Source organism: Arthrobacter glacialis (assembly GCF_002909415.1).
Classification (GTDB): Bacteria; Actinomycetota; Actinomycetes; order Actinomycetales; family Micrococcaceae; genus Specibacter; species Specibacter glacialis.
Genome location: NZ_PPXB01000002.1, coordinates 1 through 24,193 on the forward strand (window position 1 = coordinate 1; position 24,193 = coordinate 24,193).

The window sequence follows — 24,193 nt, forward strand, 5'->3', positions numbered from 1 at the left end:
CATCCGCTGGTACAACACAGACCGCATCTCGTTAACGCTGCAGTGCCTGAGCCCAATGGAATATCGGGCTCAGGCACTGGCTGCGTAGACTCTAATTTACCGAGTCCAACTTTCGGGGCCCAGTTCATTTGGTGCAGGAGCGTTTGGTATTTAAGCCCCTTATGTGAGCGAGCGTCGGGGTGTTGGGTGGGTTAGAGGCCGGCGCGGCGCAGAGTCTGCTGGGCGTGCAGCAAAATGGGGCCGTCCACCATCTGGCCGTTGAAGGCAAAAACACCGGTTCCGGCGGCGCGGGCAGCAGCCAAAAGTTCCTGCGCCGCGGCAACGTACGCCGGATCGGGCCGGTAGGCAGCACGAATCACCGCAACCTGGGACGGGTGGATGCAGGCCTTGGCACCAAAGCCGCTGGCAACCGCGTCCTCTGACTCAGCCGCCAGACCGTCCAGGTCGGCAAAGTCGGCGTAAATGGAATCGATCGCAACCTTTCCAAAAGCACCCGCCGCAAGGAGCAGCTGAGAGCGTGCCTGAGTTGCCACCGCCCGGTACGCCCCTGCGCGCGGCCCGGACGCGAAGCGGCTGGATGTCCCGCCCAGGGATGCCACCAGATCCTCCGCGCCCCACATCAGGGCCACAACATTGGGCAGTTCCGCCAGTGCCGGTGCCGCGAGAATGCCCGCGGCAGTCTCACACAGGACCACCACGTTGTAGTCCGCGAGCGCAGCAATGGCTTCGGGACGCGATGATTTGGCCACCATGATGGTGTTGAAGTTGCCCAGTGCCAAGGCCGCCAAGTCCAGCCGGCTTTCCTCCGTATCCAGGGCATTGATGCGCACCATGGTGGTTGCCGGGTCCAGCCCGCTGGTGGCCAGGTTCTGGCGGGCCTGGGCCTTGGCCGCGGGCGCCACGGCATCTTCCAGGTCCAGAATGACGGCGTCGGCCCGGTCAGCGGCCTTGGCGAATCTCTCGGGCCTGTCCGCCGGGGCGAAGAGCAGCGCCGGTCCCATGGTGAATTCTTTGCGCACGGAAATGGTGGGCTCCTTCTCTAGGCTGTCACCGGGGCTGGCTAGTGCGTGGGCATCAGCAGGAACAGTGCTGTCCTGCTGGCAATTCCGACCACGACGCCGGATTGGTTCCGTCCGGTGTGTTCCATTGTCACAATACCTTGGCCGGGCCGTGAGGCTGAGAGCCGTTTTTCAGTCACCACAGTCTCCGTGTACAGGGTGTCCCCATGGAAGAGCGGGTGCGGGAAAGAGATGTCGTTCATACCCAGCTGTGCCACTATTGTGCCCTGGGTCAGCTGGGCCACGGATTGGCCCACCATGGTGGCCAGGGTGAACATGGAGTTCATGAGGCGCTGGCCAAAGGGTTGCCCGGCGCTCCATGCCGCATCCAGGTGCAGGCCCTGGGTGTTCATGGTCATGGTGGTGAAAAGGACGTTGTCCGTTTCCGTCATGGTGCGCCCGGGCCTGTGCTGGTAAACAGTGCCGACTGAAAGTTCTTCAAAGTACAGCCCCCGCTGGGTGACCACTGCCGGGGCTTGTGCGCGCGGGAATCCTGCGTGACCCTCATTCATACATTGTCCACATCATGCATCTCCACATTCAGTGGCGCACCCGTGGCCGCCACAATCTCGGCCACACTGACCTCGGGTGCCAATTCCTTGAGCACCAGCCCGTCCGGTGTCACCTCAATGACGGCCAGATCGGTGACGATGAGGTCAACGCAGCGTTTCCCTGTCAACGGCAGCGTACACTCCCGCAGGATCTTTGGGTTGCCGTCCCTGTCCACGTGTTCCATCATGACGATCAGTTTCTTGGCTCCAAACACCAGATCCATGGCCCCACCCATGCCCTTGACCATCTTGCCCGGAATCATCCAGTTGGCGAGGTCGCCATTCTCGGCAACCTGCATGGCACCCAGCACGGCCACATCGACGTGCCCCCCGCGCACCATCCCAAAAGAAAGCGCCGAGTCGAAGAAGGCAGCCCCCTTGTTCACGGTCACTGTCTCCTTGCCGGCATTGATCAGGTCGGGGTCGACGTCGGCTTCGGCAGGATAGGGGCCCGTGCCCAGTATCCCGTTCTCCGAGTGCAGCACCACCTCCACTCCCGCAGGGATGAAGTTCGGTATCAGCGTGGGCATGCCAATCCCCAAGTTCACGTACTGCCCGTTGTGAAGTTCCTGTGCCACCCGGGCAGCGAGCTCATTGCGCGAAAGTGCCATGGTCATGCCTCCTGTCCGCTTGAAACGGTCCGTTTTTCGATGCGCTTCTCGCTGCCCGGGGTGCCTGCCGGGACGTGGACTACGCGTTGGACGAAGATGCCGGGGACGTGCACGTGTTCGGGGTCCAGCTCGCCGGGTTCCACGAGTTCCTCAACCTCGGCGATGGTGATGCGACCTGCCATGGCGCAGAGCGGGTTGAAGTTCATGGCTGTTGCATGGAAGACCAGGTTGCCGTGGCGGTCGCCCTTCCACGCGTGCACCAGCGCGAAGTCCGGGGTCAGGGATTCCTCCAGGACAAACTCGGCGTCCCTGAAGGTGCGCACCTCCTTGGGTGGCGAAGCAATGGCGACTCCGCCGGCGCCGTCGTACTTGCGCGGCAAACCACCCCCGCTGACTTGGGTTCCCACCCCGGCCGCAGTGTAGAACGCCGGGATGCCGGCGCCGCCTGCCCGGAGCTTCTCGGCCAGCGTGCCTTGCGGGGTGAGTTCAACTTCCAGTTCCCCGGCCAAAAATTGCCGGGCGAACTCCTTGTTCTCCCCCACATAAGAGGAAATGGTGCGCCGGATGCGACCGTCGCGGAGCAGGATGCCCAGACCCCAGTCGTCCACGCCGCAATTGTTGGAGATGGTTTCCAGCCCGGACGTCCCGGCACTGTGCAGGGCTGCGATGAGTGCCACCGGGATACCGCACAGCCCAAAACCGCCCACGGCCAGAGATGCACCGTTGTGGATGTCGTGGATGGCCGCGGCCGGGGATGCAACTACTTTGTTGATCATGGGAAGCTACCTTTCCTGCAGTTTAGAGACCTAGTTCCCGGGCGATGAGCATCAGCTGGACTTCTGTGGTGCCTTCCCCGATCTCCAGGATTTTGGAATCCCGGTAGTGGCGGGCCACGGGGAATTCGTTGATGAACCCGTAGCCGCCAAAGACTTGAGTGGCATCCCGGGCGTTGTCCATGGCTGCCTCACTTGCTGTCATCTTAGCTATGGCGGCCTCCGTCTTGAAGGGCTTGCCGGCAAGCATGCGTGCAGCAGCGTCGTAATAGGCCAGCCGGGCCAGATGGGCGCGGGCCTGCATGCGGGCAATCTTGAAGGAGATGCCCTGGTAGTGGCCAATGTTGTGGCCAAAGGCGCTGCGCTCCTTGGCGTAGCGGGTGGCCTCGTCAACACAGCCCTGGGCGCTGCCCGTGGCAAGGGCCGCGATGGCGATCCTGCCCTCGTCCAGAATGGACAGGAAGTTGGCGTAGCCGCGGCCCCGCTCGCCCAGCAGGTTCTCCTCCGGCACCCGCGCATTGGCAAACGTCAGCGGGTGGGTGTCCGAGGCATTCCAGCCCACCTTGCTGTACGGCTTCTCCACAGTGAATCCCGGCGTGCCATTGGGCACCAGGATGGTGGAAATTTCCTTCTTCACCGAACCGTCCTTGCGCTCGGCGGTGCCCGTCACGGCGGTGACTGTGACGAACTTCGTGATGGACGTGCCGGAGTTGGTGATGAACTGCTTGGAGCCGTCGATCACCCATTCACCGTTCTCCAGGCGCGCCTTGGTGGCCGTGCCCCCGGCGTCCGATCCGGCGTCGGGCTCGGTCAGTCCAAAGCCTGCGAGCGCCGTCCCTGTGGTGAGCGATGGCAGCCATTGCTCCTTTTGTGCCTGCGTGCCAAAGCGGTAGACGGGCATGGCGCCGAGCGAAACACCAGCTTCGAGCGTGATGGCCACCGACTGGTCCACCCTCCCCAGCTGCTCCAGAGCCAGCGCAAGGGCAAAGTAGTCCCCGCCCATGCCGCCGAACTCTTCCGGGAACGGCAGGCCAAAGAGTCCCAGCTCCCCCATCTTGGCCACCACTTCATAGGGGAAGGAATGGTCCTCATCGTGTTTGGCAGCCACGGGGGCCACCTCATTGTCGGCGAAGTCCCTGACCATGTCGCTGAGGTCCTGGTGCTCGTCATTGAGCTCAAAATTTGGCACGTTATTCCCCTTCAGGGCTGGGTGTAGTTGCAAGCGGTTCGTCGGGGATCACTGTGGCCACAATTTGATTGGCTTTCACCAGCGCCCCCACGGCCACACTGATGTGGGCTGTGCCGGCGATGGCTGCCACCAGCTGGTGTTCCATCTTCATGGCCTCCACGCCGAGCAGCACGGCGCCGGCCGCCACCCGGTCCCCAGTACTGACGTTCAGGACAGTCACGGTGCCGGGCATGGGGCTGCGTACGTGCGGATCGGCTGCGGCGTCCTCACGTTCCAGGCTGGCCAGCATGCGTGCCACGGCCTGATCGCGGTCCAGCAGTTCCATGGCCGCACCCCACCCGCCGCTGCCTAGAAACACCTCATGGCCGTCCGTGGCCAGCTGGTAGTCGCGTTCGTCGCCGCGCACCTCCTGCGGCTGCTCTCCCAGTCCACTGACATGTACGACGCCGGACCCATCAGTGCCGCCGCCGCTCTGGCTGCCGCTGACCGTCACCACCCCTGTGCGCCCGGGGCCGGCGAAGGCCATGCGCCACGGTGCCGGATCGCCCAGCCGCCACCCGTCGCCGCGGCCCCATGGGCCTCCCGGCGGACGCCCCGGCGGAGGAGCCGGCGTTTCCGTAGTCGGCGTAAAGGAGACGCCAAAGGCCGCCCGCGGCCGACGCGTCGGATAGCCGCCGAGGGAATGCCGGTCCGCAGCCGGGGCCTCCGGAATACGGACAAACAGGGCCGCGGCGGCGTAGTCGCTGGCGTCTAGGGCCCGGAAGGCCATGTCCGGCAGTTTCCGCTCGATCAAGGTGGTGTCGAGGCGCCCGGCCCGGACGTCAGGGTCTGCCAGGAGCAGGCGCAGATACTCCACGTTGGTGGACACCCCCAACACCACATAGTCCCGCAAGGCGGCATCCAGGCGGTCAAGTGCCTGGGCTCTGTCCGTGCCCCACGCGATGACCTTGGAGAGCATGGGATCGTAGTTTGATAAAATCTCCAGTCCGGGCAGCAGGGAGCTGTCAACGCGAACCCCGTCCCGCAAAGCGACAGATTCATCCAGTGCTGCCACAGTCCCGGCCGACGGCAGGAATCCCTGGGCGGGGTTTTCGGCGTAGATCCTTGCCTCCACGGCATGGCCCACAAGTGTCACTGACTCCTGGGTGAAGGTGAGCCGCTCCCCGGCGGCTATGCGCAGCTGCCAGGCCACCAAGTCCAGGGGCTCCCCCTCCACCCGGGCCACCATTTCGGTCACCGGGTGTTCCACCTGCAGGCGGGTGTTCATCTCCATGAAGAAGAATTCGTCCGGACGGTCATCCGAGACTAAAAACTCCACGGTGCCGGCCCCTGTGTAGTTCACACTGGCAGCCGCAGCGCAGGCCGCGGCGCCGATGCGGTCTCGCGTGGCACCGCCGTCGTCCAAGGATTCCAGCAGGGGCGACGGCGCTTCCTCAATAACCTTTTGGTGGCGGCGCTGCAGGGAACACTCGCGCTCGCCCAGGTGCACCACGTTGCCGAAGGTGTCAGCGAGAATTTGCACCTCAATGTGCCGGGGATTGGCCACCAGACGCTCCAGGAACAAGGTGTCATCACCAAACGCGCTGGCCGCAACCCGGCGGGCGGTGGCCAGAGCTGCGGGCAGATCCTCGTGGCTGAACACGCTGTGCATGCCCTTGCCGCCGCCGCCAGCCGAAGGTTTGATGAGCAGCGGATAGCCAATCCGCTCCGCAGCAGCAATCAGCTCAGCATCCGTGAGCCCGGGCTTGGAAATCCCCGGCACCACGGGAACACCTGCGGCGGAGACATGGTTTTTGGAGCGGATTTTGTCGCCCATCACGTTCAAAGCTTCAACGTTGGGGCCGATGAACGTGACGCCGGCCGCTGCGAGCGCCTGCGCAAACCCCAGGTTCTCGGACAGGAACCCATAGCCGGGGTGGACTGCCTGGGCGCCGGATGCGCGGCAGGCAGCCACGACGGCCTCGATGTTCAGGTAGCTTTCCGCTGCGGCGGCCGGTCCAATGCACAGCGCGACGTCGGCCTCGCGCACGTGGCGGGCCCCGGCGTCGGGCTCGGAATAGACGGCCACCGAGCGGATGCCCAGCGCCTTGAGGGTGCGGATCACGCGGCAGGCAATTTCGCCGCGGTTGGCCACCAACACCGATGTGAGCATGGGAGCGTCAAAGGAGGGTTTCATGCGTGGCTCACATTCTGAAGAGGCCGAAGGAGGTCTCCGGCAGCGGGGTCCGGGCGCAGACGTCCAGGGCCAGGCCCAAGACAGTGCGGGTGTCCGCCGGGTCAATCACGCCGTCGTCCCACAGGCGGGCGGTGGAATAGTAGGGGCTGCCCTGGTCCTCGTACTGGGCCAGGATGGGGGCCTTGAACGCTTTTTCCGCCTCGGCCGGCCAATCATCCCCGCGCTGTTCGTGCTGCTCGCGTTTCACCGTGGCCAGCACCGACGCGGCCTGGTTGCCGCCCATGACCGAGATCCGGGCGGCCGGCCACATCCACAGGAAACGGGGGCTGTAGGCCCGCCCGCACATGGAATAGTTGCCCGCACCGAAGGAACCGCCCACAATCACCGTCAGCTTCGGCACACGGGCCGTGGCTACGGCCGTCACCATTTTTGCGCCGTGCTTGGCGATCCCGCCGTGCTCGTAGTCCTTTCCCACCATGAAGCCGTTGAGGTTTTGCAGAAAGATCAGCGGGATGCCGCGTTGATCGCACAGTTCAATGAAGTGGGCACCCTTGAGGGCCGATTCGCTGAACAGCACGCCGTTGTTGGCCACTATTCCCACCGGGTGTCCGTGCAGGGTGGCGAATCCGGTGACAAGGGTGGTGCCGTAGTTCTTCTTGAACTCGTGGAATTTGCTGCCGTCCACCAACCGGGCGATGACCTCGCGAATGTCATAGGGAGTGTTCAGGTCGGTGGGCACGGCCCCATACAGCTCCTCCGGGTCCGCAAGCGGTGCCCGGCTCTCCCCCACCGCCCAGGCAGGGGCAGGGTTGGGCGGGAGTGTGGCCACAATGTCGCGCACAATGGACAGGGCGTGCTCGTCATTCTCCGCCAAATGGTCCACCACCCCGGAAATGCCTGCGTGGACCTCACCGCCACCGAGTTCCTCGGCAGTGACAATCTCGCCGATGGCGGCCTTCACCAGCGGCGGCCCGCCCAGAAAGATCGTGCCTTGGTTGCGCACTATGACGGTTTCATCGCTCATGGCCGGCATATAGGCCCCGCCGGCCGTGCAGGAGCCCAGAACGGCGGCAATCTGCGGAATTTTCCGCGCCGACATTTGCGCCTGATTGAAGAAGATCCGGCCAAAGTGCTCCTTGTCCGGGAACACCTCGTCCTGCTTGGGCAAGAAGGCGCCCCCGGAGTCCACCAGATAAATGCACGGCAACCGGTTCTCCAAGGCAATTTCCTGTGCCCGCAGGTGTTTCTTCACCGTGAGCGGGTAGTAGGTGCCGCCCTTGACCGTGGCGTCATTGCAGACGATCATGACGTGGCGGCCCTGCACCAGCCCGATCCCGGCGATGACACCCGCCCCGGGGGACGCGCCGTCGTACATGCCGTGCGCAGCAAGCGGCGCCACCTCAAGGAAGGGGCTGCCCTCATCCAGCAGCTGGTCAACCCGCTCGCGCGGCAGCAGCTTGCCGCGGGATAGATGGCGTTCGCGTGATTTTTCGGGGCCGCCGCGAGCAGTCTCACGCAGCAGTTGGCGCAGCTGTGCCACCAATTCCCGCTGCTGGGCATCGTTGCGGGCGAAGGTCTCCCCCGCCGGCTCCACCCCGCTCTGCAAAGTCTCCATCGACCCCTCATCCGCTACACTTAGTTAATAATCACTAACTGAGTTTCAGGTTAGTCCGTCAATTCTGTGATGTCCAGCACAGGAAGGATTCTGATGGAGCAAGCAACCACCAGTCGCATTCAGGCCAAGGCCAACCGCCGCTCAGTGCTGCTCAAATCCGCCGCCACCTTGTTTGCCCAGCGTGGTTTCAGCGGCGTGTCCATTGAGGATTTGGGGGCAGCTGCGGGAGTGAGTGGGCCCGCCGTGTACAGGCACTTCAGCGGGAAGCAGGCGTTGCTCGGTGCGCTGCTGATTGGTATTAGCGAAGACTTGCTGGCGGGAGGGCAGGCCGTGCTTGCTTCCACGCCCGACGCCGAAGCCTCCCTGCGCGCCCTGGTTGCCTTCCACGTTGACTTTGCCCTGAGCCAGCCGGATGTGATCCGTGTCCAGGACCGGGACCTCGATTCACTCAGCGACGCCGACCGCCTCCAAGTGCGGTCCCTGCAGCGCGCCTACGTGGAGTTGTGGGTCCAGGTGCTGGGCACAATGTACCCAGAACGCAAGGATGCTGTGCGCCGGTTGCAAGCCCAAGCCGTTTTTGGCCTCATCAACTCCACACCCCACAGCCTGCGCGTTCACGGGCGCAGTGCGGACGGGCCAACGGCACCGTCAACGGCAAGGACAGTGCTCGAATCCATGGCTTGGGCAGCGCTGACTGGTTCCTGACCGTACCCCGCGGGCTAAGGCGACAAAGGAAGGCTGGCGCGCAGGAAAAACCCGCTGTCTCTCGGCCCCCATTTGATACTCCCCCCGGCGATTTCCACTCTCTCCTTTAGCCCGATGAGCCCATAACCCGGACTGCCGTCATGAGGGCTTTCGGGCTTTCCGGCTCCGTCGTCGAAAATGTTGAGAGTGAGCGCGTGAGGTTCCCACTGAAGCTCTATGAGCGCACTCGTTCCAGATCCGGCGTGCTTGGTGATGTTCGTCAGCGACTCCTGCACCACCCGGTAAGCCGCGTGACCTACGCTGGGGTCAAGTTTCCTGGCCTGCCCCGTTGCCTTTACATCTACGTGCACCCCCGCCAACCGGACAGGCTCAAGCAGCCAATCAAGGTCGCCTAGGGTCGGCAGCGGGCTTTGCTGTTCGTCGTTTGCCGTCTCACCGCGAGGCTTCATCAGTTTCAAAAGACGGGCAAGTTCCGCCGTCGCCTCAGTGCCAACGGCCTCGATGACATCCAGGGCTTGGGCGGCACGTTGGGGATCGGAATCTATGACTTTGCGTCCACCGGCGGCGTGCAGCATCATCACGGTCACGGCATGGGAGACGATATCATGCAGTTCCGCGGCGACATGGGCGCGTTCGTGGGCTATCGCGACTTCGGCCTTTCGTTGCTCTTCCTCCAAAGAACTAATGCGAAGACGGTTTCGAGCAACAAAACGGCCGAAGGCCCAGGCCCCTCCGATATACACAGCTGCCGTAGCGATGAACCAGAGATCTTGATCGAAGGGCCTGCCGCGTGACCCAGTCAGGACAGGAAGGGCCACTGCCGCGACGCAGGCAGCCAGGGACTGCCGCAGCGACCTGTCAGATGCCACCGCGGACAGCGCCAGCAGGACTGCCACTACGGGCATGTACGGGACGAGGAAAATTTCCGAGAAATTGAAATAGTTCGGAGTGAAGAAGAACTCGAAGATCACTTGATGCAGCAAAAGCCCGGCAAAAACCATCAACGGGGCGCGATGCCGCCACAGGAGGGGTACAAATCCGCCCGCCACGTAAACGACAGCTGCCACGGCGAGGGCTCCCGAGAGCGAACCAGAGGTAGCAGGAAGAAAGCTGGCCAGCTCGATGCAGAATGCCAATGCGATGACTGTGTAATCGGCCCTGTTGAAGCCAGGTGACCGATGCAGCGCCGCCGGACCATGGCGTACACCCTTGATGGTCGGATACTTTCGGACCATGGCCCACCTCACAACGGGTTGCCAGACAAAGGTTTTGTCTGTATCTCTAGTCTGCGCCCGCGCACAGGAGCCCGTCATCCATCCTCCGCATGGCAATGGCATACATCTGCGGGTTCAGTAGGGACCGCGGTAGTAATCGGAGACAGCCTCCCAGACAGGAATGTGTTCACCCCCGCCCGTCCGGCTTGACCAGGCCCAACCGGTACGCCGCCGCGACAGCCTGCGCGCGGTCCGCGACTCCAAGTTTCATGAGAATACGGTGCACGTGCGTTTTCACGGTCGCCTCGCTCATAAATAGCTTTCCGGCGACGTCGGCGTTGTTCATTCCGCGAGCAATCGCGGCGAGCACTTCCCGTTCACGGTGTGTCAGCATATCCAACTCTGCAGGGGTGGGGAGAAAGGGCTCCGGTCTGTTGGAAAATTCTTCGAGGAGCTTGTGGGTGACGTTCGGGTCAAGCCAGCCCGCTCCCTCGGCAAGGGCGCGGATGGCTGATGCCAGGGTGCGCGGCGCCGAGTTCTTAAGGATGAAGCCAGATGCGCCGGCACGGAGGGCGGCGTGGACTGCAACATCGTCGTTGAAGGTGGTGAGTATCAGCACCGGTATCGCCTCCCGGCCCCCAGCATTGAACTCTTCGGACGTGAGAATACGGGTCGCCATCACGCCGTCCATGACGGGCATGCGAACATCCATCACCACGACATCGGGATGAAGTCCCGCGACCATTTCCACACCTGCGCGGCCGTCGCCAGCCTCCCCGACAACGACCATGTCGGGCTCAGATTCCAACAGCAGGGCAAGTCCCGCCCTGATCAGGGCTTCGTCGTCGACAAGGACAACTCGCAAGCGTCCATCCGACTCACCGGCCGTCAACGCGGCACCGCCCGCGGCTTCGCATGTCTTCCATGAGTGGACAGTATCCATTCTGACGCTGAAAAGCCATGGTCAACCTCATCGAGTGGACCGACCGTGGCTACGCCCTGCGACGTAGCTGGTGACCGCGCGGCATCACCCTGCTGATGTACAGCGGAATGGCGACCGTGGGTAGACGCGCTGAAGTCCTCCTGTGATCAACACTGATAGCTATCAACTCCATGAAAGGAGACATCATGCAGCGGATTCTCAAGTACGCGACACGTATGGCCGCGTACAGGGGCCGATCGACGTCAGCGTTTGGAAACACGCGCGGGGCAGCATGCACTGGAAGGGAAGAGCCATGAAGGCCATGGATAGATTCGGAGCGTTTAGCGGAGTGGCCTACGTGGCGCTGGCCAACGTTGGCAGCGCGTTGGTAGGTGAGGGTGCCACCGGTTCGGGATCCCCCGGACAACTGATTCTGGATGAGCAACAGAGAATCGCCCAGAATCCGTGGGCCAATGCGGCGTTTGCTGTGTTGGTTTTGGCGCAGATGGCCTTCACAGTGTTCGTTGGCTACTTGTGCTCGCAGCTGCGGCACGCCGGGTGGCTTGCGACGACGGCGCTCGTGGGAGGGATCGCCGCGATCATGGCCAATCTCACTTCCATGGCGATTGTGATTGATGTGTTCGTCCTCCGGGACGACATCCCACCGGAACTCGCCCGAGCCCTAGTCGGCGTGGATGGAGCCGGACACTTGGTGCAACTTCTGACATTGGGAGTGTTTGTGCTGTTCGCCTCCGCCGCGGCGCTGCAGACGCGCACTCTGGGACGGGTGCTGAGCTGGGCCGGCATGGCGATCGGCGTCACGAGCATTGCTGTTCTTGCGGCAACCGGCCTTCCCGAGAACGAGGACTACTTCCTCTGGCCGTTCCTGCTGGTCATACTGTGGATTGCTGTGATCAGCCTTCGCCTCGGCTTCGTCAGAAACCGGGAAAGGGCGCCTGCTGCCGTCGTGGCTGCGGCAGGCTGAAGCATACCGGGAGCACTCAATGAACTCCCCGCACGCAAAAAGCGCCGGGAACCCGGCGCTTTTTGTTCACGATGAGTTGGCAAGAAACTTAGTGCGCTGCCATGCCTCCGTGATGGCCCTCAGCGTGCTCATGCATGCTGGGCTGCAGCGCCATGACTGCCGCAATCACAGCCACGCCTCCGGCGATCCAAGACGTCCATGTTGCTGCCGAATGTGCTGTGTAGCCTGCCACCCAGGGGGAGACAAACAGCAACGCGCCAAGGACAATCTGAACCCATTCGGCCACGGGCTGCCCGGGGCTCATGAGGTTCCAAACGCCCGTAGCCATCAGCAGTACGCCGCAACCAATCATCATGACCATGGAACTGTTCTGCTGCGACGTCCACATTGTAGACAATGCAGCGTAAAGACCGGCTGCCACTACAACGTAGTCCTGCCAGCGATTCCACCTCTTCATCGATACCAACCTCCTCTAGAGTTGGCTCCCAACGTGGGGGTCACTTACAAATATACGTCCGCTCCCGCCGCGTAGCCATAGCAATCATGTTTCATTCGGGGCGCAGTTCAACCCATCACCAGCCCCATGGCCGGGTCGGCCATCATGGCACCCACATCAGCCAGGAAACGTGAGCCTTGTGCGCCGTCGACCAGCCTGTGGTCAAAGGACAAACTCAGTGTCATGACCTGTCGCAGCGCAATTTCCCCCTGGTATTCCCACGGTGTCCGGCGCACGGCCCCCAGGGCCAAAATGCCCGCCTCACCCGGATTCAGGATGGGCGTCCCGGCATCAATGCCAAAAACGCCAATGTTGGTGACGGAGAAGGTGCCGCCGGCCAGATCCGCGGGCGGCGTTTTCCCAGCCCTGGCAGTCTCCGCCAGTTCACCCAAGGCAACAGCCAATCCGCGCAGCCCCAACTCGTGTGCGTCTTTGATGTTGGGCACCAGCAGCCCCCGTGGCGTGGCTGCGGCAATGCCAAGGTTGAGGTAGTTGTACGCCACCACTTCCTGGTTTGCCGCATCCCAGTGCGTATTCAGTGCCGGATGCCGTGCCACCGCCAGGCTCACAGCCTTCGCCGCGAGCGTCAACGGCGTCACCTTCAGCCCGGCAAACTCCTTCAATCCGCGCAACTTATCCAGGAAGTCCATGCCGGCGGTGACGTCAATGGTCAGGAATTCGGTGACGTGCGGCGCTGTGAAGGCGCTCTCCACCATCGCCGCCGCCATGAACTTGCGGACCCCCTTGATGGGTGTGCGCACCTCCCGCGCATCTGTAATTCCACCCTGGGGCGTGTACGACGCCGGCGCCTCCACCGCTGCGCCGGATCCGTTGGCATGGTCCCCGGCGAAGGCGAGGACGTCCTCACGGGTGATCAGCCCCCGCTCCCCCGAACCCACCAGCGAGGCAAGCTCAATGCCCAAGTCCCGCGCCAACTTCCGCACAGGAGGAGTGGACCTGGGCCTGTCCCCCTGGACGCGGGCGCCGGAGGCCCCGGCTGTAACCGCTGCGGCGGTGCCGAACACCCGCGCCCGCCGGGTGGGCCGCTTGGACGACTCCGGATCGGCCCCGTACCCCACCAGCGTAGGAACCCGCTTCGGCGCGGCGGCTGCGTCAGGCTCGGCGCCAGCTCCAGTCGCGATAGGCCCCCCGCCCGCTTCGCCGGCGCCCGAAGCCGCTCCCGGGGCCCTATCGCGTCTTTCGCCGGCGCCGATTGCTGGCCCCGCCACGTCGAAGGCGATGATCACCTCGCCCACTTCAACCATGGTGCCGGGTTCGTGGGTAATGGCCGTGACAACGCCGGCGTAAGGCGAGGGCAGTTCCACCACGGCCTTGGCCGTTTCCACTTCACCGAGGACTTGGTTGAGGGTTACGGTGTCGCCAACGGCCACGTGCCAGCTGACGATCTCGGATTCGGTGAGACCTTCGCCCAGGTCTGGAAGCTTGAATTCAGCAATCATTGTCATCCTTCCAGCCCCGTGAGGGAGTTGGGACGGCCCAAGGCGCGGTCCACGCCGTCGAGCATTCGGTCAAGATCGGGCAGATGGTGCTTTTCAAGCTTGGACGGCGGGTACGGGATATCGAATCCGGTGATCCGCACGGGGGCCGCCTCAAGGTAATTGAAGCAGCGCTCGGTCATGGCTGCAGCAATTTCGGCGCCAAGGCCCAGAGTTTCGGAGGCCTCATGCGTGATGACAAGGCGTCCGGTGCGGCGCACGGATTCCTCCAGCGGGCCGTAGTCGATGGGCGAAAGGGAACGCAGGTCGATCACCTCGACGGAGATGCCGTCGTCGGCCGCGGCACGGGCGGCGTCCAAGGCCGTCGCAACCAGCGGGCCGTAGGTCACCAGGGTGACGTCGGTGCCAGAGGAAACCACGCGGGCGGCGCCCATGGCGGGGGCCAGTGCCAGGTCCGCGTCCAGGTCCACGTCGCCTTTGCTGTGGTAGCGGCGTTTGGGTTCAAAGAACAGCACGGGGTCATCGCTGGCAATGGCCTGGCGCAGCAGTGTGTAGGCGTCCTGCGGGTTGGAGGCGCTGACAACGCGCAGCCCAGAGGTGTGCACAAAATAGGCTTCAGGCGATTCGGAGTGGTGTTCCGGGGACCCGATGCCCCCACCAAAGGGGACGCGAATGGTCAACGGCATCCGCACCTGTCCATGGGTGCGCATGTGCAACTTGGCTACCTGGGAGACGATTTGGTCAAAGCCGGGGTAGATGAAGCCGTCGAACTGGATCTCGCACACTGGCCGGAAACCCTTGTAGGCCAGCCCCACGGCAGTACCAATGATGGCGCTTTCTGCCAGCGGGGTGTCGATGACCCGGTGGGAGCCAAAGTCTTTCATCAGGCCGTCGGTTACCCGGAAAACGCCGCCTAATGTGCCAATATCCTCGCCCAGAAGGACCACTTTCGGGTCGTCGTCCATGGCCCTGCGCAGTCCGGCGTTGATGGCTTGAGTCAGTGTAAGAGTGCTCATGACAGTTTTCCTTCCGCGCTGGAGTTGCCTGCAGGGGCCCCGGCAAAGCCGGCCAGATACCGTGAGTAGTGATCGCGCTGGCGGTCCAGGATGGCGTGCTCACCGGTATAAACGTTGTCAAAAAGTGTCATTGGTTCCGGATCTGGCATGCCTATGCAGCCTGCTCGTAGTTCGGCGGCCACGGCGTCGGCCTTGGCTGCAACCTCGGCTTCAGCGCCGGCGTCGAGCGTTCCATTGTTGGTCAGGAGTGCGCGCACCCGGGCGATGGGATCCTTGCCGCGCCACTCCTCCAATTCGGACGTCTCCCGGTAGCGGGTGGGGTCATCGGCTGTGGTGTGGGGGCCCATACGGTAGGTGACGGCCTCGATGAAACTGGGTCCGCCGCCACTGCGGGCACGCGCTGCTGCCCACTGCGTTGCGGCGAGGACGGCCAGGACGTCGTTGCCGTCGACGCGCAGGCTGGGGATGCCGTAGCCGGGTGCGCGGCCAGCAAGGGGAACATGGGCTTGCAGACCCACGGGTTCTGAGATGGCCCAGTGGTTGTTTTGGCAGAAGAAGACCACCGGTGCCTGGAAACTGGCGGCAAAAACCATGGCCTCGTGGACGTCTCCCTGACTGGTTGCGCCGTCTCCCAAGTAGGCGATGGCCAGTGATTCCTTGCCCTCCATGGTCAGGCCCATGGCATACCCGGTGGCGTGCAGCGTTTGTGCACCAATAATGATTTGGGGCGTGGCCATGTTAATTTCATGGGGGTCCCAGCCGGTGTTGGCGCTGCCACGCCAGGTGCTCATGATCCCGGTAAGGTTGGCGCCACGGCAGTAGGCAACACCGTTTTCACGGTACGTGGGGAAGATGAAGTCCTCAGCCACCAAGGCCCGGACTGAGCCAATTTGGGCCGCTTCCTGGCCTAGCATGGGTGGCCACAGGGCCAGCTGACCCTGACGTTGCAGGGCCGTGGCCTCAAAGTCGATGCGCCTGATGACCACCATGTCTTGGTACAGCTTGAGTAATTGTTCATTATCGACGCCGGCCGCGAACGGGGCGAGGACCTCATCCGGAACTCGGGTGCCGGTTGCCGTTATGAGTTGGTGAATCACTGAATCTGTTGGTGACCCGGTGTTTGCCGAAGTATCCAGCACGGTGGTTCGCCTCCCTAGATTTTTTGCAGGCTCACAAACCGCCTGAAAAATTGTTCGCGCGCGGTGGGGCAGCGCCATTACTACCCTCACTGTGACCCTACTCACGGAGGTCAGGTGGCGCAATGTCCTTTTCGAAACCTGATCATTATGCCCTGTTTACGCTGGTGCGATCGTGCTAACCTGCGCATTATGCATACTTTAGACGGAACAGACGCCCGCATACTTTTGGCCATGGTGGCGGATCCGCGCCAAACAGTGGTGGCAATGGCCGCCACCCTTGGTTTGTCGCGCAATACTGTCCAGGCCCGCTTGGCATCCATGGAGAAGCGGAACGCCTTTTTGAACTTTGACCACCGGGTCAGCACGGCAGCCTTGGGGTACCCCTTGACTGCCTTTATTTCTGTGCATGTGCAGCAACAAAAGTTGGGCGATCTGGCCTCATCCCTGGCCTCCATTCCCGAAGTCGTGGAGGTGCACGGCCTCAGCGGGCGGGAAGATTTGCTGGTGCGCGTGGTATCCAAGGGTGCGGAGGACCTTTTCCGGATCAATGGAAAGATCTTGGCGTGCGACGGCGTGGAACGCACGGAAACTTCCCTGGCCATGAATGAGCTGGTTCCTTTCCGGCTTACTCCCCTGCTGCAAAGGGAACTGGGAAAATAGTTCCCCTGCACCCAATCCGCAATCCTGCACACTCCGAACTACTGTCATGGGTTCGTAGGGAGCCCTCTCGGGACAGGACGTAAGAAAATACTTTCTTCGTCGTCAGGAAAAGGACTAATCATCATGCGCACTTCACCGAACAGATTGCTGGCCACCGTTTTCGGCGCCGTTTACCTCGTAGTCGGCATCTGGGGTTTCTTCGTGACCAGCGGGATCGGCTTCTTCGCCACTGAGGGCAGGAACGTGATCGTCTTTGAGGTCAACCCCCTGCACAACATCATCCACCTGGCCATCGGTGCAGCACTGCTGCTGGCCGGGCTCTCAAATGTCCGTGCCGCCAAGGCCATGAACTCCACTGTGGGAGCCGTTTACCTGCTGGTGGGAATCGTCGGGTTGTTCCTTCCCGGAACCGCGTTGAACATCATTGCCCTCAACGGCGCTGGCAACGTCCTTCACCTGGGCAGCGCATTTGTTCTGCTGGCAGTTGGTCTCTCCCAGGACCGCGCCGTCGCAGCACGAATCGCCTGAGCATGACAACCGCCCAGCATCTGGGAGCCCCGCCCGTTGCCGGGCGGGGTCCCGCCAGGGTTCTACCCAGCGGCCGGCGACGGCTTGAGGGCAACACCCGGACGGGCACTGAACTTTCTTCGCTTTATACAAGTTTGGCACTGCTGGGCATCGCCGCGTTGGCAAGCGCTGCAGCATCAAGCTTGCTTCCGGGCATGGGCGGGGAAACAATCAGCGGGGAAGCCGCCAGCACCGAGGCAGGACGCGGATTGCTGGCCACCGCACCGTGGCAGTGGGCGGCAGGCATCGCCTCGGCTGTTTACGGACTGGGGGCACTGACATACGGCTTCGTTTCCTTCAGAAGCGGCACCATGAGGCGAGCGGACACGCTGCGGCTCGTTGTCTCGATAGCCGCCCTATTCCACCTGACCGGACTGCTGCTGGGTGTGTGGCGGATGCCTGAAGCCAGCCGAACCTTTGACATCACCTTGGCTTCGCTGCTGGCTTTGGAATTGTCCGTCATAGCCGTCCTTGGCTGGCGGCGGAACGCGGCCCTGCGGCAGGAACCCAGAACCCGGAAGGAACCAACAGCGGCGGCAGTGGTTGGCACGCTTTTCGCAGCCTCAGTCTTGGTCGCCGCCCTAACTACAGTGGGAATGGCAGCCTCCACGGCCGGTGAACTCGCCGTCCCCCACTCCGGACACAGCGACACCCCTGACAGCCCTTCGGTTCCCAGCAATATTGAGCAGCTGAAGAATCAAGACCACCACCACTAGCATCCACGAGCCCCCGTGTGGCTGCACGCAAGAGGCCCCGTCGTTTCGTCGTAAGTGACGAAAGGACGGGGCCTCTTGCTGGGGAGGAGCTGCTGGGCCCCCGCGCCCGAGGGACCCGAAGCGCAGACGCGCCAGCGGCTGCGCTTCGGGAGGGCGTGGGGACTAGTGGTCGGACGCCTTCTCGGCACCAACACCCGTCAGTGACCGGACATCCATCTCCGCCTGGATGCGCGGATCCTCGGTGTTCTTATCCAGTACCGTGCCCAACCAGCCCAGGAAGAATGCCAGCGGGATGGAGACGATGCCCGGGTTGGCCAGCGGGAACCAGGCGAAGTCGGCGCCGGGGATCATGGCCTTGGGGCTGCCGGAAACCACTGGCGAGAATGCGATCAAGATGATGGCTGAGGCGAGTCCGCCGTACATGCTCCACAGTGCGCCCTGGGTGGTGAACTTCTTCCAGAACAGCGAGTAGACAATGGTGGGCAGGTTGGCCGAGGCTGCCACGGCGAATGCCAGGGCCACCAGGAAGGCGATGTTCTGGCCGTTGGCCAAAATGCCGCCGCCTATTGCCACCACACCGATGACAATGACTGTGCGACGGGCAACCTTGACTTCCATCTCCGGCTTGGGCTCGCCCTTGACGATGACGTTGGAGTAAATGTCATGGGCAAAGGATGCCGCCGCGGTGATGGTTAGTCCGGCAACCACGGCCAGGATCGTGGCGAATGCCACGGCTGAGATAAACCCAAGTAGCAGCGGTCCGCCGATCACGAAGGCCAGCAGCGGTGCGGCTGCATTGACGCCGCCGGGTGCTGCCAGGATGGCTTCCTTGCCGATCAAGGCGCCGGCACCATAACCAAGTACCAGCGTGAAGACGTAGAAGCCGCCGATGAGCCATATTGCCCACACCACAGACTTGCGGGCTTCCTTGGCCGTGGGAACTGTGTAGAAGCGCATGAGCACGTGCGGCAGGGCCGCCGTTCCCAACACCAGTGCCAGTGCCAAGGAGATGAAGTCCAGCGGAGCTTTACCGTACTGGGCGCCTGGGTTGAGTAGCGCCTCCCCGGCACCGCCCTCGGCAATGGAGGTCTGAACGGCGGCTTCCATCAGGGTTGAGAGGTTGAAGCCGTGCATGGCCAGCACAATGATCGTCATGATGCCGGCACCAATAATGAGCAGGAACGCCTTGATGATCTGCACCCATGTGGTGCCCTTCATGCCACCGATTAATACATAGACAATCATCAGGACGCCTACAACAGCGATGACCACGTTCTGCCCGGCCTTGTTGCTGCTGTCCAGTCCGAGGAGCAGCGAGACGAGCCCGCCGGCTCCGGCCATCTGGGCCAGCAGGTAGAAGAAGCACACTACCAACGTGGTGGTGGCTGCCGCGATGCGAACGGGGCGCTGCTTCAGGCGGAAGGAGAGCACGTCCGCCATGGTGAACTTGCCTGTATTGCGCAGGAGTTCGGCCACCAGGAGCAGGGCCACCAGCCACGCCACCAGGAAGCCGATCGAGTACAGGAAGCCGTCGTAGCCGTTGACGGCGATGGCGCCGGTGATGCCCAAGAAGGAGGCAGCGGAAAGGTAGTCGCCAGCAATGGCTGTACCGTTCTGCCCGCCGGAGAAGGAGCGGCCGGCCGCGTAGTAGTCAGCGGCCGTGTTGTTGTTTCGGCTGGCCCGGAACACCACAATCATGGTGACAGCCACGAATCCAACGAAGATCAAGATGTTGATCCACGAGTTTTCCTTGGTCTGGTCGCTGAGCGACTGGGCCAGCGGGGCAACGCTGTGAAGCGTGGAGGACAGGCTCACGGCTTAGACCTCTTCCTTTTCTTTGGGCTGGTTGGCTGACTCGATCTGTGCTTCCAGCCGTTGGCGAATCACTGCCGCCTGGGGATCGAGTTTGCGGTTGGCGTAAGTGACATACCAAGTGGTGATGCCGAAAGTGGTGACGAACTGCAGCAGGCCCAGAATCAAGCCAATGTTGATGTTGTCCCAGACTTTGATGGACATGAAGTCATGGGCGTAGGCAGCCAGCAGGACGTAGGCGAAGTACCAAACCAAAAAACCAATGGCAACGGGGAAAACAAAGCTTCGGTGGGACTTCTTGAGCGCCTTGAACTCCTCCGAGTTCTGCTCGGCTATGAAGTCCACCGGAAACTCGTTACTTGCGTGGGCAGAATTACCCATCATTCCTCCTTGAGTGATGTGATCCCTTTCACTATGGAGTGCAACGGGTCACATTTCCGAGGGCTTTGGTGGCCTCCGCGGTGAACGGCATGACTGCTGCGCCCAACGGCAGTTTCAACAGACTTCCCCACCCCATAAAGGCTTCGGAAGCCGAGAGAAGCTAGTCTTTAGTCCATGTCAACTCCTGTGCTGAGTGAGTCAACGCTGCTGCTCATCACCGCAATTGCGGTGGTGATCGCCGCCATCGCCATTGTGGCCGCACTAGGATTCCGTCTCTCTCGTTCGCACAGGGAGCTGGGCACCGAAGCCGAGCACGCAACGTTTGCCGCACTGCATTCAGCCGCCGCCGCAGGTGCCCAGCTGCGGAACGGTCTGGAACCTGCAGGGGCCTTGAAAGCCAGCAAACAGCTGCGCTCGCTGCTCAATTGCGCCGCATTTGCCATGACGGACGACTCCCGCCTGCTGGCGTGGGACGGTGCCGGATCCGCGGCAAAACAGCCCGATTCCGCTGTCGTCATGGATTTGGTGGCAAAAGCCCTGAGCAATGGCCGCACCCAAGTGGCTAGGCTGGATCAGCCGCTGCGTGAATCACTGGGGCTGCCCCGTGAAGACTCTGATCTCAAGGCCGCCGTTATTTGCCCGTTGACAGTGGACTCGCGGGCTGTGGGTTGCGTGATCATATTGTCCAAAACACCCACGGCAGGCCTGGTCCGTGCCACCAATGAGGTGGCGGCCTGGGTGTCGGCCCAGCTGGAACTGGCCGAACTCAGCTCCTCACGCACGCTACTGGCAGAGGCCGAAGTCCGGGCGTTGCGGGCACAAATCAGCCCGCATTTCATCTACAACTCACTGAACGCCATCGCCTCCTTCATCAACACCGATCCCCAACGAGCCCGGGACTTGGTGGTGGAGTTCGCTGATTTCACCCGGTATTCGTTCCGCCGGCACGGGGATTTCACTACCCTTGCCGAGGAACTGCGCTGCATCGACAGGTACTTGCTGCTGGAAAACGCCCGTTTTGGCGACAGACTCCAGGTGAGTCTGCAAATTGCCCCGGAGGTCCTCAGCACCGTGATTCCCTTCCTGAGCCTGCAGCCGCTGGTGGAGAACGCGGTCCGTCATGGCCTTGAGGCGAAGGTGGGCAAGGGGCTGGTGCAGATTTGCGCCAGGGACCTTGGCGCCTTCACCGAGGTGACCATCGAGGACGACGGCGTGGGGATGGACCCGGAGCAACTGCGGCTGGTGCTGGCCGGGCAGCACGATGGCACCCACGTGGGTCTGCGCAATGTTGATGCCCGGCTGCGGCAAGTCTACGGCGATGAGCATGGACTGACCGTGGACACTGGCATTGGCCACGGCATGCTGATCACCATGACGGTGCCCAAGAACCAGCCCGGGCACGACGCCTGATACCCAACCGCATCCCCCATTCCTCGCTTCGCTCGGCTGGGGCCCCTCGGCGGCTAGGCTTAGCCCATGATTAACGTTCTTGTCGCTGACGACGAGCTGCCGGCTGTGGATGAGCTGGCTTTCCTGCTGAATCGCGACCCCCGCATTGGCAAGATCTACAAGGCAATGAACGGCGCCGAAGCACTGGAACTGCTGGAACACCACGACGTTGACGCTGTTTTTCTGGACATCCACATGCCCGGATTGTCGGGTCTGGAGCTGGCCCAGGTGATTGGCCGGCGCAGCAACCCGCCGGTAGTGGTCTTTGTGACGGCCGACGACGACAGGGCTCTGGAAGCGTTTGAACTGGCAGCTGTGGACTACCTCCTCAAACCGCTGCGCACGGAACGTCTCACCCGCACGGTGGACAGGGTGGTGGATCTGGTGGCCCATCCCGCACCCGTCGAGGAGGTGGAAATGATCACCGTGGACCAGGGCGGTGTCAGCCGGCTCATCAGGCTCGATGAGGTCCGATTTGTTCAGGCCCAGGGTGACTACGCACGCCTGCACACGGCAGAGGCCAGCTACTTGATCCGTGTTCCGCTGGCAGACCTGGAACAGCGCTGGGCAGATTCCGGGTTCCTTCGAATTCACAGGTCATACCTGGTGTGCATGCAATTTGTGACGGCCCTGAAGCTGGGTGCTGCCAAGCCCACGGTCTCGGTGGCCAATGATGTATTGCCTGTCAGCCGGCGTCATGTGCCAGTTCTGCGTGAACACTTGCAAGCAACGCGCGTGCGGCCCGGCCAATGAATGTGCAACCGCCCCGCCCACCAGCCCAGGGCCGTGTCAGGGTTTCCGCGCCGCGCACGCTGGCCCACCACATCCCCTCCGGCACCAGCGTCTCCCAGGAAGTGGCAGAGCAAACGGCAGTGGGCGAGGTCATGGTGCGCTCGTTGATCCGTTCCCAATTGCGGCTAGCTTTGGTGGTGGCGGCTGGGTTCGTGGCCGCCCTCCTGCTCTGCTGGGCATTGGTGCTCTGGTTGCCAACGTTCACCGACTGGCGCGTTCTGGGCATCCCCGCCCCCTGGCTCATCCTGGCCGTGGGCGTGTACCCACTGATTGGCACCTGCGCGTGGCTTTACATCCGGGCTGCCACCAAGAATGAAGACCGGTACCGCGATTTGGTGGATGAGAAGTGAATCCAGCCATTGGCTATTCCGCACTCATCTTGGTCTCAGTCAGTACAGCGCTGATCGGGTTCTACGGTCTGCGAGTATCAAGAACCACCAGCGACTTCTATGTTGCTTCACGCACTGTGCGCCCGTGGTGGAATGCCTCGGCGATCGGCGGGGAGTATCTCTCCGCCGCAAGTTTCCTGGGCATAGCCGGGCTCATCGTCATCTCCGGGCTGGACGCCCTCTGGTTCCCCATTGGCTACACAGCCGGTTACCTGATGTTGCTGTTCTTCGTGGCCGCTCCCCTGCGCCGCTCCGGCGCCTACACCGTCCCGGATTTCGCCCAAGCCAGGCTGGAATCCTCCACCGCCCGCCATGTCACCAGTTTGCTGGTGGTTGCCGTGGGCTGGTTTTACATTGTCCCGCAATTGCACGGTGCAGCGCTGACCATTCGCACCACCACCGGTTTGCCGTCCTGGGTGGGCGCCGGCGCGGTGGTGGTCGTGGTGTGTCTGACAGTGGCCACCGGCGGTATGCGCTCCATGACGTTTGTGCAAGCCTTCCAGTACTGGCTCAAACTCACGGCCATTGCAGTGCCGGCCATCTTCATTGTGCTGATGCTATCCGGAGTCACTGGCCAGCAATCCGGGCCTACTATTCCGGCCGGCACGGAACTCTTCCCGCCGTCGAATCCCCCCAGCCTTGACTCAGCCTACGGAACCATTTCCCTCATGGTTGCCTTGCTCTTGGGCACCTTGGGCCTGCCGCATGTGTTGGTGCGTTTTTACACAAACCCCGACGGCGCAGCCGCCCGCCGCACCACCCTGATAGTTTTGGGGCTGCTCTCCATTTTTTACTTCTTCCCCACCATCTATGGGGTTTTGGGCAGGGTGTTCCTGCCCGAGTTGGCCGCGACGGGGTCTCCCGACGCCACCGTATTGCTCCTGCCGGGGAGGTTGATTGGCGGCCTGGGCGGGGACCTTTTGACGGCGTTGGTGGTCTCTGGCGCCTTTGCAGCGTTCCTTTCCACGACCTCGGGGTTGGTGGTTTCCCTGGCTGGCGTCATCAGCCAGGACTTCTTGGGCGGAAGTGTGCGGGGATTTAGGATTGCGGCCATTTTTGCCGCCGTGGTGCCTTTTGCCGTGGCCATGGTGACGGATTCACTGGCACTGGCTGGCAGTGTGGGCCTGGTCTTTGCCTTCACGGCCTCAACCATCTGCCCCTTGCTGCTGCTGGGTATTTGGTGGCGTGGTCTCACGGATGCGGGTGCCGTTGCCGGCATGCTGACCGGTGGGGTGCTGTGCGCAACGGCCATGATTGTGGGGGCTCAGCTGCCTATCGATGCGCCATGGCGCAGCGTCCTGACCCAGCCCGCGGCTTGGAGCGTACCCACAGCGTTCCTGGTCATGGTGGTGGTGTCACGGGCCACCCAACACCGGCGCAGCACAACGGTTTCACGCTTCATGAGCAAACTTCATGTGCCAGAGCGGCCGCTGGACGTGGAGAACCCGCGCACCCAAAGCAGCTGACTCCCCCAACCGACAACTGGCCCGCAGAAAACGCCGAAAATGCGCGGTTTTACC

At 62.6% G+C, this 24,193-nt stretch carries 25 protein-coding genes; 10 read left to right on the plus strand and 15 right to left on the minus strand.

The window, feature by feature from the left end; genetic code table 11:
• Position 1 precedes the first annotated feature (1 nt).
• A complete protein-coding gene (locus tag CVS28_RS02115; protein ID WP_279325054.1) occupies positions 2 to 88 on the plus strand; it encodes an IS3 family transposase in 87 nt (28 codons plus the stop codon).
• A 103-nt stretch (positions 89 to 191) separates the two neighbouring features.
• Here the strand turns inward: CVS28_RS02115 and CVS28_RS02120 are convergent, their stop codons facing one another.
• Genes CVS28_RS02120 through CVS28_RS02150 form a run of 7 tightly spaced genes read right to left on the minus strand, consistent with a single transcriptional unit; the run spans position 192 to position 7,973 of the window.
• Positions 192 to 1,001: an HpcH/HpaI aldolase/citrate lyase family protein gene (locus CVS28_RS02120; RefSeq protein WP_103480664.1), complete on the minus strand. Its 810-nt coding sequence runs from the start codon at positions 999 to 1,001 to the stop codon at positions 192 to 194.
• 59 nt (positions 1,002 to 1,060) lie between these two features.
• Positions 1,061 to 1,570 (minus strand): MaoC family dehydratase, encoded by a 510-nt coding sequence (locus CVS28_RS02125; RefSeq protein ID WP_103467519.1) that lies wholly within the window; start codon positions 1,568 to 1,570, stop codon positions 1,061 to 1,063.
• The gene (locus CVS28_RS02130) at positions 1,567 to 2,220 is read right to left on the minus strand and encodes a CoA transferase subunit B (RefSeq protein ID WP_103467526.1); all 654 of its coding nucleotides are present in this window, start codon (positions 2,218 to 2,220) and stop codon (positions 1,567 to 1,569) included. Before CVS28_RS02130 ends, CVS28_RS02125 begins: the two co-directional genes overlap by 4 nt.
• Positions 2,221 to 2,222: 2 nt before the next feature.
• Entirely contained in the window at positions 2,223 to 2,996 is a 774-nt protein-coding gene (locus CVS28_RS02135) for a CoA transferase subunit A (RefSeq protein WP_103480487.1), read from the minus strand.
• A 22-nt stretch (positions 2,997 to 3,018) separates the two neighbouring features.
• On the minus strand, positions 3,019 to 4,182 hold the full coding sequence (locus CVS28_RS02140) for an acyl-CoA dehydrogenase family protein (protein ID WP_103467517.1): 1,164 nt from the start codon (positions 4,180 to 4,182) through the stop codon (positions 3,019 to 3,021).
• Between the two features lies 1 nt (position 4,183).
• The gene (locus CVS28_RS02145) at positions 4,184 to 6,358 is read right to left on the minus strand and encodes an acetyl/propionyl/methylcrotonyl-CoA carboxylase subunit alpha (RefSeq protein WP_103480488.1); all 2,175 of its coding nucleotides are present in this window, start codon (positions 6,356 to 6,358) and stop codon (positions 4,184 to 4,186) included.
• Between the two features lie 7 nt (positions 6,359 to 6,365).
• Positions 6,366 to 7,973 (minus strand): carboxyl transferase domain-containing protein, encoded by a 1,608-nt coding sequence (locus CVS28_RS02150; protein ID WP_103480489.1) that lies wholly within the window; start codon positions 7,971 to 7,973, stop codon positions 6,366 to 6,368.
• A 93-nt stretch (positions 7,974 to 8,066) separates the two neighbouring features.
• Between CVS28_RS02150 and CVS28_RS02155 the strand changes: the two genes are divergently transcribed.
• Positions 8,067 to 8,678: an SACE_7040 family transcriptional regulator gene (locus tag CVS28_RS02155; RefSeq protein ID WP_243399645.1), complete on the plus strand. Its 612-nt coding sequence runs from the start codon at positions 8,067 to 8,069 to the stop codon at positions 8,676 to 8,678.
• A 14-nt stretch (positions 8,679 to 8,692) separates the two neighbouring features.
• On the opposite strand, the gene CVS28_RS02160 is transcribed toward CVS28_RS02155, so the two are convergent.
• The gene (locus CVS28_RS02160) at positions 8,693 to 9,913 is read right to left on the minus strand and encodes a sensor histidine kinase (protein ID WP_165788029.1); all 1,221 of its coding nucleotides are present in this window, start codon (positions 9,911 to 9,913) and stop codon (positions 8,693 to 8,695) included.
• Between the two features lie 166 nt (positions 9,914 to 10,079).
• A complete protein-coding gene (locus CVS28_RS02165) occupies positions 10,080 to 10,835 on the minus strand; it encodes a response regulator transcription factor (protein ID WP_103480492.1) in 756 nt (251 codons plus the stop codon).
• Positions 10,836 to 11,127: 292 nt separating this feature from the next.
• Between CVS28_RS02165 and CVS28_RS02170 the strand changes: the two genes are divergently transcribed.
• Positions 11,128 to 11,799 (plus strand): hypothetical protein, encoded by a 672-nt coding sequence (locus CVS28_RS02170; protein WP_103480493.1) that lies wholly within the window; start codon positions 11,128 to 11,130, stop codon positions 11,797 to 11,799.
• An 88-nt stretch (positions 11,800 to 11,887) separates the two neighbouring features.
• Here the strand turns inward: CVS28_RS02170 and CVS28_RS02175 are convergent, their stop codons facing one another.
• The 4 genes from CVS28_RS02175 to pdhA form a co-directional block, all read right to left on the minus strand.
• The gene (locus CVS28_RS02175; RefSeq protein ID WP_103467511.1) at positions 11,888 to 12,256 is read right to left on the minus strand and encodes an SPW repeat protein; all 369 of its coding nucleotides are present in this window, start codon (positions 12,254 to 12,256) and stop codon (positions 11,888 to 11,890) included.
• 107 nt (positions 12,257 to 12,363) lie between these two features.
• Positions 12,364 to 13,755 (minus strand): dihydrolipoamide acetyltransferase family protein, encoded by a 1,392-nt coding sequence (locus CVS28_RS02180; RefSeq protein ID WP_103480494.1) that lies wholly within the window; start codon positions 13,753 to 13,755, stop codon positions 12,364 to 12,366.
• 2 nt (positions 13,756 to 13,757) lie between these two features.
• Positions 13,758 to 14,768 (minus strand): alpha-ketoacid dehydrogenase subunit beta, encoded by a 1,011-nt coding sequence (locus tag CVS28_RS02185; protein WP_103467509.1) that lies wholly within the window; start codon positions 14,766 to 14,768, stop codon positions 13,758 to 13,760.
• Entirely contained in the window at positions 14,765 to 15,907 is a 1,143-nt protein-coding gene (pdhA, locus tag CVS28_RS02190; protein WP_243399646.1) for a pyruvate dehydrogenase (acetyl-transferring) E1 component subunit alpha, read from the minus strand. Before pdhA ends, CVS28_RS02185 begins: the two co-directional genes overlap by 4 nt.
• Before the next feature lie 189 nt (positions 15,908 to 16,096).
• Here pdhA and CVS28_RS02195 point away from each other — a divergent pair, with 189 nt between their 5' ends.
• From CVS28_RS02195 to CVS28_RS02205, 3 genes are all read left to right on the plus strand, one after another.
• Positions 16,097 to 16,567, plus strand: coding sequence for an Lrp/AsnC family transcriptional regulator (locus CVS28_RS02195; protein ID WP_103480496.1), 471 nt, complete (start codon positions 16,097 to 16,099; stop codon positions 16,565 to 16,567).
• Between the two features lie 123 nt (positions 16,568 to 16,690).
• Positions 16,691 to 17,095 (plus strand): DUF4383 domain-containing protein, encoded by a 405-nt coding sequence (locus CVS28_RS02200; RefSeq protein ID WP_103467506.1) that lies wholly within the window; start codon positions 16,691 to 16,693, stop codon positions 17,093 to 17,095.
• A gap of 2 nt (positions 17,096 to 17,097) precedes the next feature.
• Positions 17,098 to 17,850: a hypothetical protein gene (locus tag CVS28_RS02205; RefSeq protein WP_103480497.1), complete on the plus strand. Its 753-nt coding sequence runs from the start codon at positions 17,098 to 17,100 to the stop codon at positions 17,848 to 17,850.
• Between the two features lie 162 nt (positions 17,851 to 18,012).
• Here CVS28_RS02205 and CVS28_RS02210 read toward each other — a convergent pair whose 3' ends face one another.
• Together CVS28_RS02210 and CVS28_RS02215 are read right to left on the minus strand one after the other, a co-directional pair.
• On the minus strand, positions 18,013 to 19,629 hold the full coding sequence (locus CVS28_RS02210) for a solute symporter family protein (protein ID WP_103467524.1): 1,617 nt from the start codon (positions 19,627 to 19,629) through the stop codon (positions 18,013 to 18,015).
• Between the two features lie 39 nt (positions 19,630 to 19,668).
• A complete protein-coding gene (locus tag CVS28_RS02215; protein WP_103467523.1) occupies positions 19,669 to 20,043 on the minus strand; it encodes a DUF485 domain-containing protein in 375 nt (124 codons plus the stop codon).
• A 189-nt stretch (positions 20,044 to 20,232) separates the two neighbouring features.
• Here CVS28_RS02215 and CVS28_RS02220 point away from each other — a divergent pair, with 189 nt between their 5' ends.
• The 4 genes from CVS28_RS02220 to CVS28_RS02235 all read left to right on the plus strand — a co-directional run bounded on the left by CVS28_RS02220 (position 20,233) and on the right by CVS28_RS02235 (position 24,139).
• A complete protein-coding gene (locus CVS28_RS02220) occupies positions 20,233 to 21,453 on the plus strand; it encodes a GAF domain-containing sensor histidine kinase (protein WP_370739537.1) in 1,221 nt (406 codons plus the stop codon).
• 66 nt (positions 21,454 to 21,519) lie between these two features.
• Positions 21,520 to 22,245, plus strand: a complete 726-nt coding sequence (locus CVS28_RS02225) for a LytR/AlgR family response regulator transcription factor (protein ID WP_103467503.1) — start codon at positions 21,520 to 21,522, stop codon at positions 22,243 to 22,245.
• Positions 22,242 to 22,634 (plus strand): hypothetical protein, encoded by a 393-nt coding sequence (locus CVS28_RS02230; RefSeq protein WP_103480499.1) that lies wholly within the window; start codon positions 22,242 to 22,244, stop codon positions 22,632 to 22,634. Before CVS28_RS02225 ends, CVS28_RS02230 begins: the two co-directional genes overlap by 4 nt.
• Positions 22,631 to 24,139, plus strand: a complete 1,509-nt coding sequence (locus CVS28_RS02235) for a sodium/solute symporter (protein WP_103480500.1) — start codon at positions 22,631 to 22,633, stop codon at positions 24,137 to 24,139. Before CVS28_RS02230 ends, CVS28_RS02235 begins: the two co-directional genes overlap by 4 nt.
• Positions 24,140 to 24,193: the final 54 nt, after the last annotated feature.

What these genes read in the sequence shown, in the direction of transcription:
- CVS28_RS02230 (WP_103480499.1), top strand. Translation starts at nt 22,242, where the DNA reads ATGAATGTGCAACCGCCCCGCCCACCAGCCCAGGGCCGTGTCAGGGTT.
- CVS28_RS02200 (WP_103467506.1), top strand. Translation starts at nt 16,691, where the DNA reads ATGCGCACTTCACCGAACAGATTGCTGGCCACCGTTTTCGGCGCCGTT.
- CVS28_RS02135 (WP_103480487.1), bottom strand. Translation starts at nt 2,996, where the DNA reads ATGATCAACAAAGTAGTTGCATCCCCGGCCGCGGCCATCCACGACATC.
- CVS28_RS02150 (WP_103480489.1), bottom strand. Translation starts at nt 7,973, where the DNA reads ATGGAGACTTTGCAGAGCGGGGTGGAGCCGGCGGGGGAGACCTTCGCC.
- CVS28_RS02120 (WP_103480664.1), bottom strand. Translation starts at nt 1,001, where the DNA reads ATGGGACCGGCGCTGCTCTTCGCCCCGGCGGACAGGCCCGAGAGATTC.
- CVS28_RS02180 (WP_103480494.1), bottom strand. Translation starts at nt 13,755, where the DNA reads ATGATTGCTGAATTCAAGCTTCCAGACCTGGGCGAAGGTCTCACCGAA.
- CVS28_RS02130 (WP_103467526.1), bottom strand. Translation starts at nt 2,220, where the DNA reads ATGGCACTTTCGCGCAATGAGCTCGCTGCCCGGGTGGCACAGGAACTT.
- CVS28_RS02185 (WP_103467509.1), bottom strand. Translation starts at nt 14,768, where the DNA reads ATGAGCACTCTTACACTGACTCAAGCCATCAACGCCGGACTGCGCAGG.
- CVS28_RS02195 (WP_103480496.1), top strand. Translation starts at nt 16,097, where the DNA reads ATGCATACTTTAGACGGAACAGACGCCCGCATACTTTTGGCCATGGTG.
- CVS28_RS02205 (WP_103480497.1), top strand. Translation starts at nt 17,098, where the DNA reads ATGACAACCGCCCAGCATCTGGGAGCCCCGCCCGTTGCCGGGCGGGGT.
- CVS28_RS02125 (WP_103467519.1), bottom strand. Translation starts at nt 1,570, where the DNA reads ATGAATGAGGGTCACGCAGGATTCCCGCGCGCACAAGCCCCGGCAGTG.
- CVS28_RS02160 (WP_165788029.1), bottom strand. Translation starts at nt 9,913, where the DNA reads ATGGTCCGAAAGTATCCGACCATCAAGGGTGTACGCCATGGTCCGGCG.
- CVS28_RS02225 (WP_103467503.1), top strand. Translation starts at nt 21,520, where the DNA reads ATGATTAACGTTCTTGTCGCTGACGACGAGCTGCCGGCTGTGGATGAG.
- CVS28_RS02170 (WP_103480493.1), top strand. Translation starts at nt 11,128, where the DNA reads ATGAAGGCCATGGATAGATTCGGAGCGTTTAGCGGAGTGGCCTACGTG.
- CVS28_RS02165 (WP_103480492.1), bottom strand. Translation starts at nt 10,835, where the DNA reads ATGGATACTGTCCACTCATGGAAGACATGCGAAGCCGCGGGCGGTGCC.
- CVS28_RS02155 (WP_243399645.1), top strand. Translation starts at nt 8,067, where the DNA reads ATGGAGCAAGCAACCACCAGTCGCATTCAGGCCAAGGCCAACCGCCGC.
- CVS28_RS02215 (WP_103467523.1), bottom strand. Translation starts at nt 20,043, where the DNA reads ATGGGTAATTCTGCCCACGCAAGTAACGAGTTTCCGGTGGACTTCATA.
- CVS28_RS02175 (WP_103467511.1), bottom strand. Translation starts at nt 12,256, where the DNA reads ATGAAGAGGTGGAATCGCTGGCAGGACTACGTTGTAGTGGCAGCCGGT.
- CVS28_RS02145 (WP_103480488.1), bottom strand. Translation starts at nt 6,358, where the DNA reads ATGAAACCCTCCTTTGACGCTCCCATGCTCACATCGGTGTTGGTGGCC.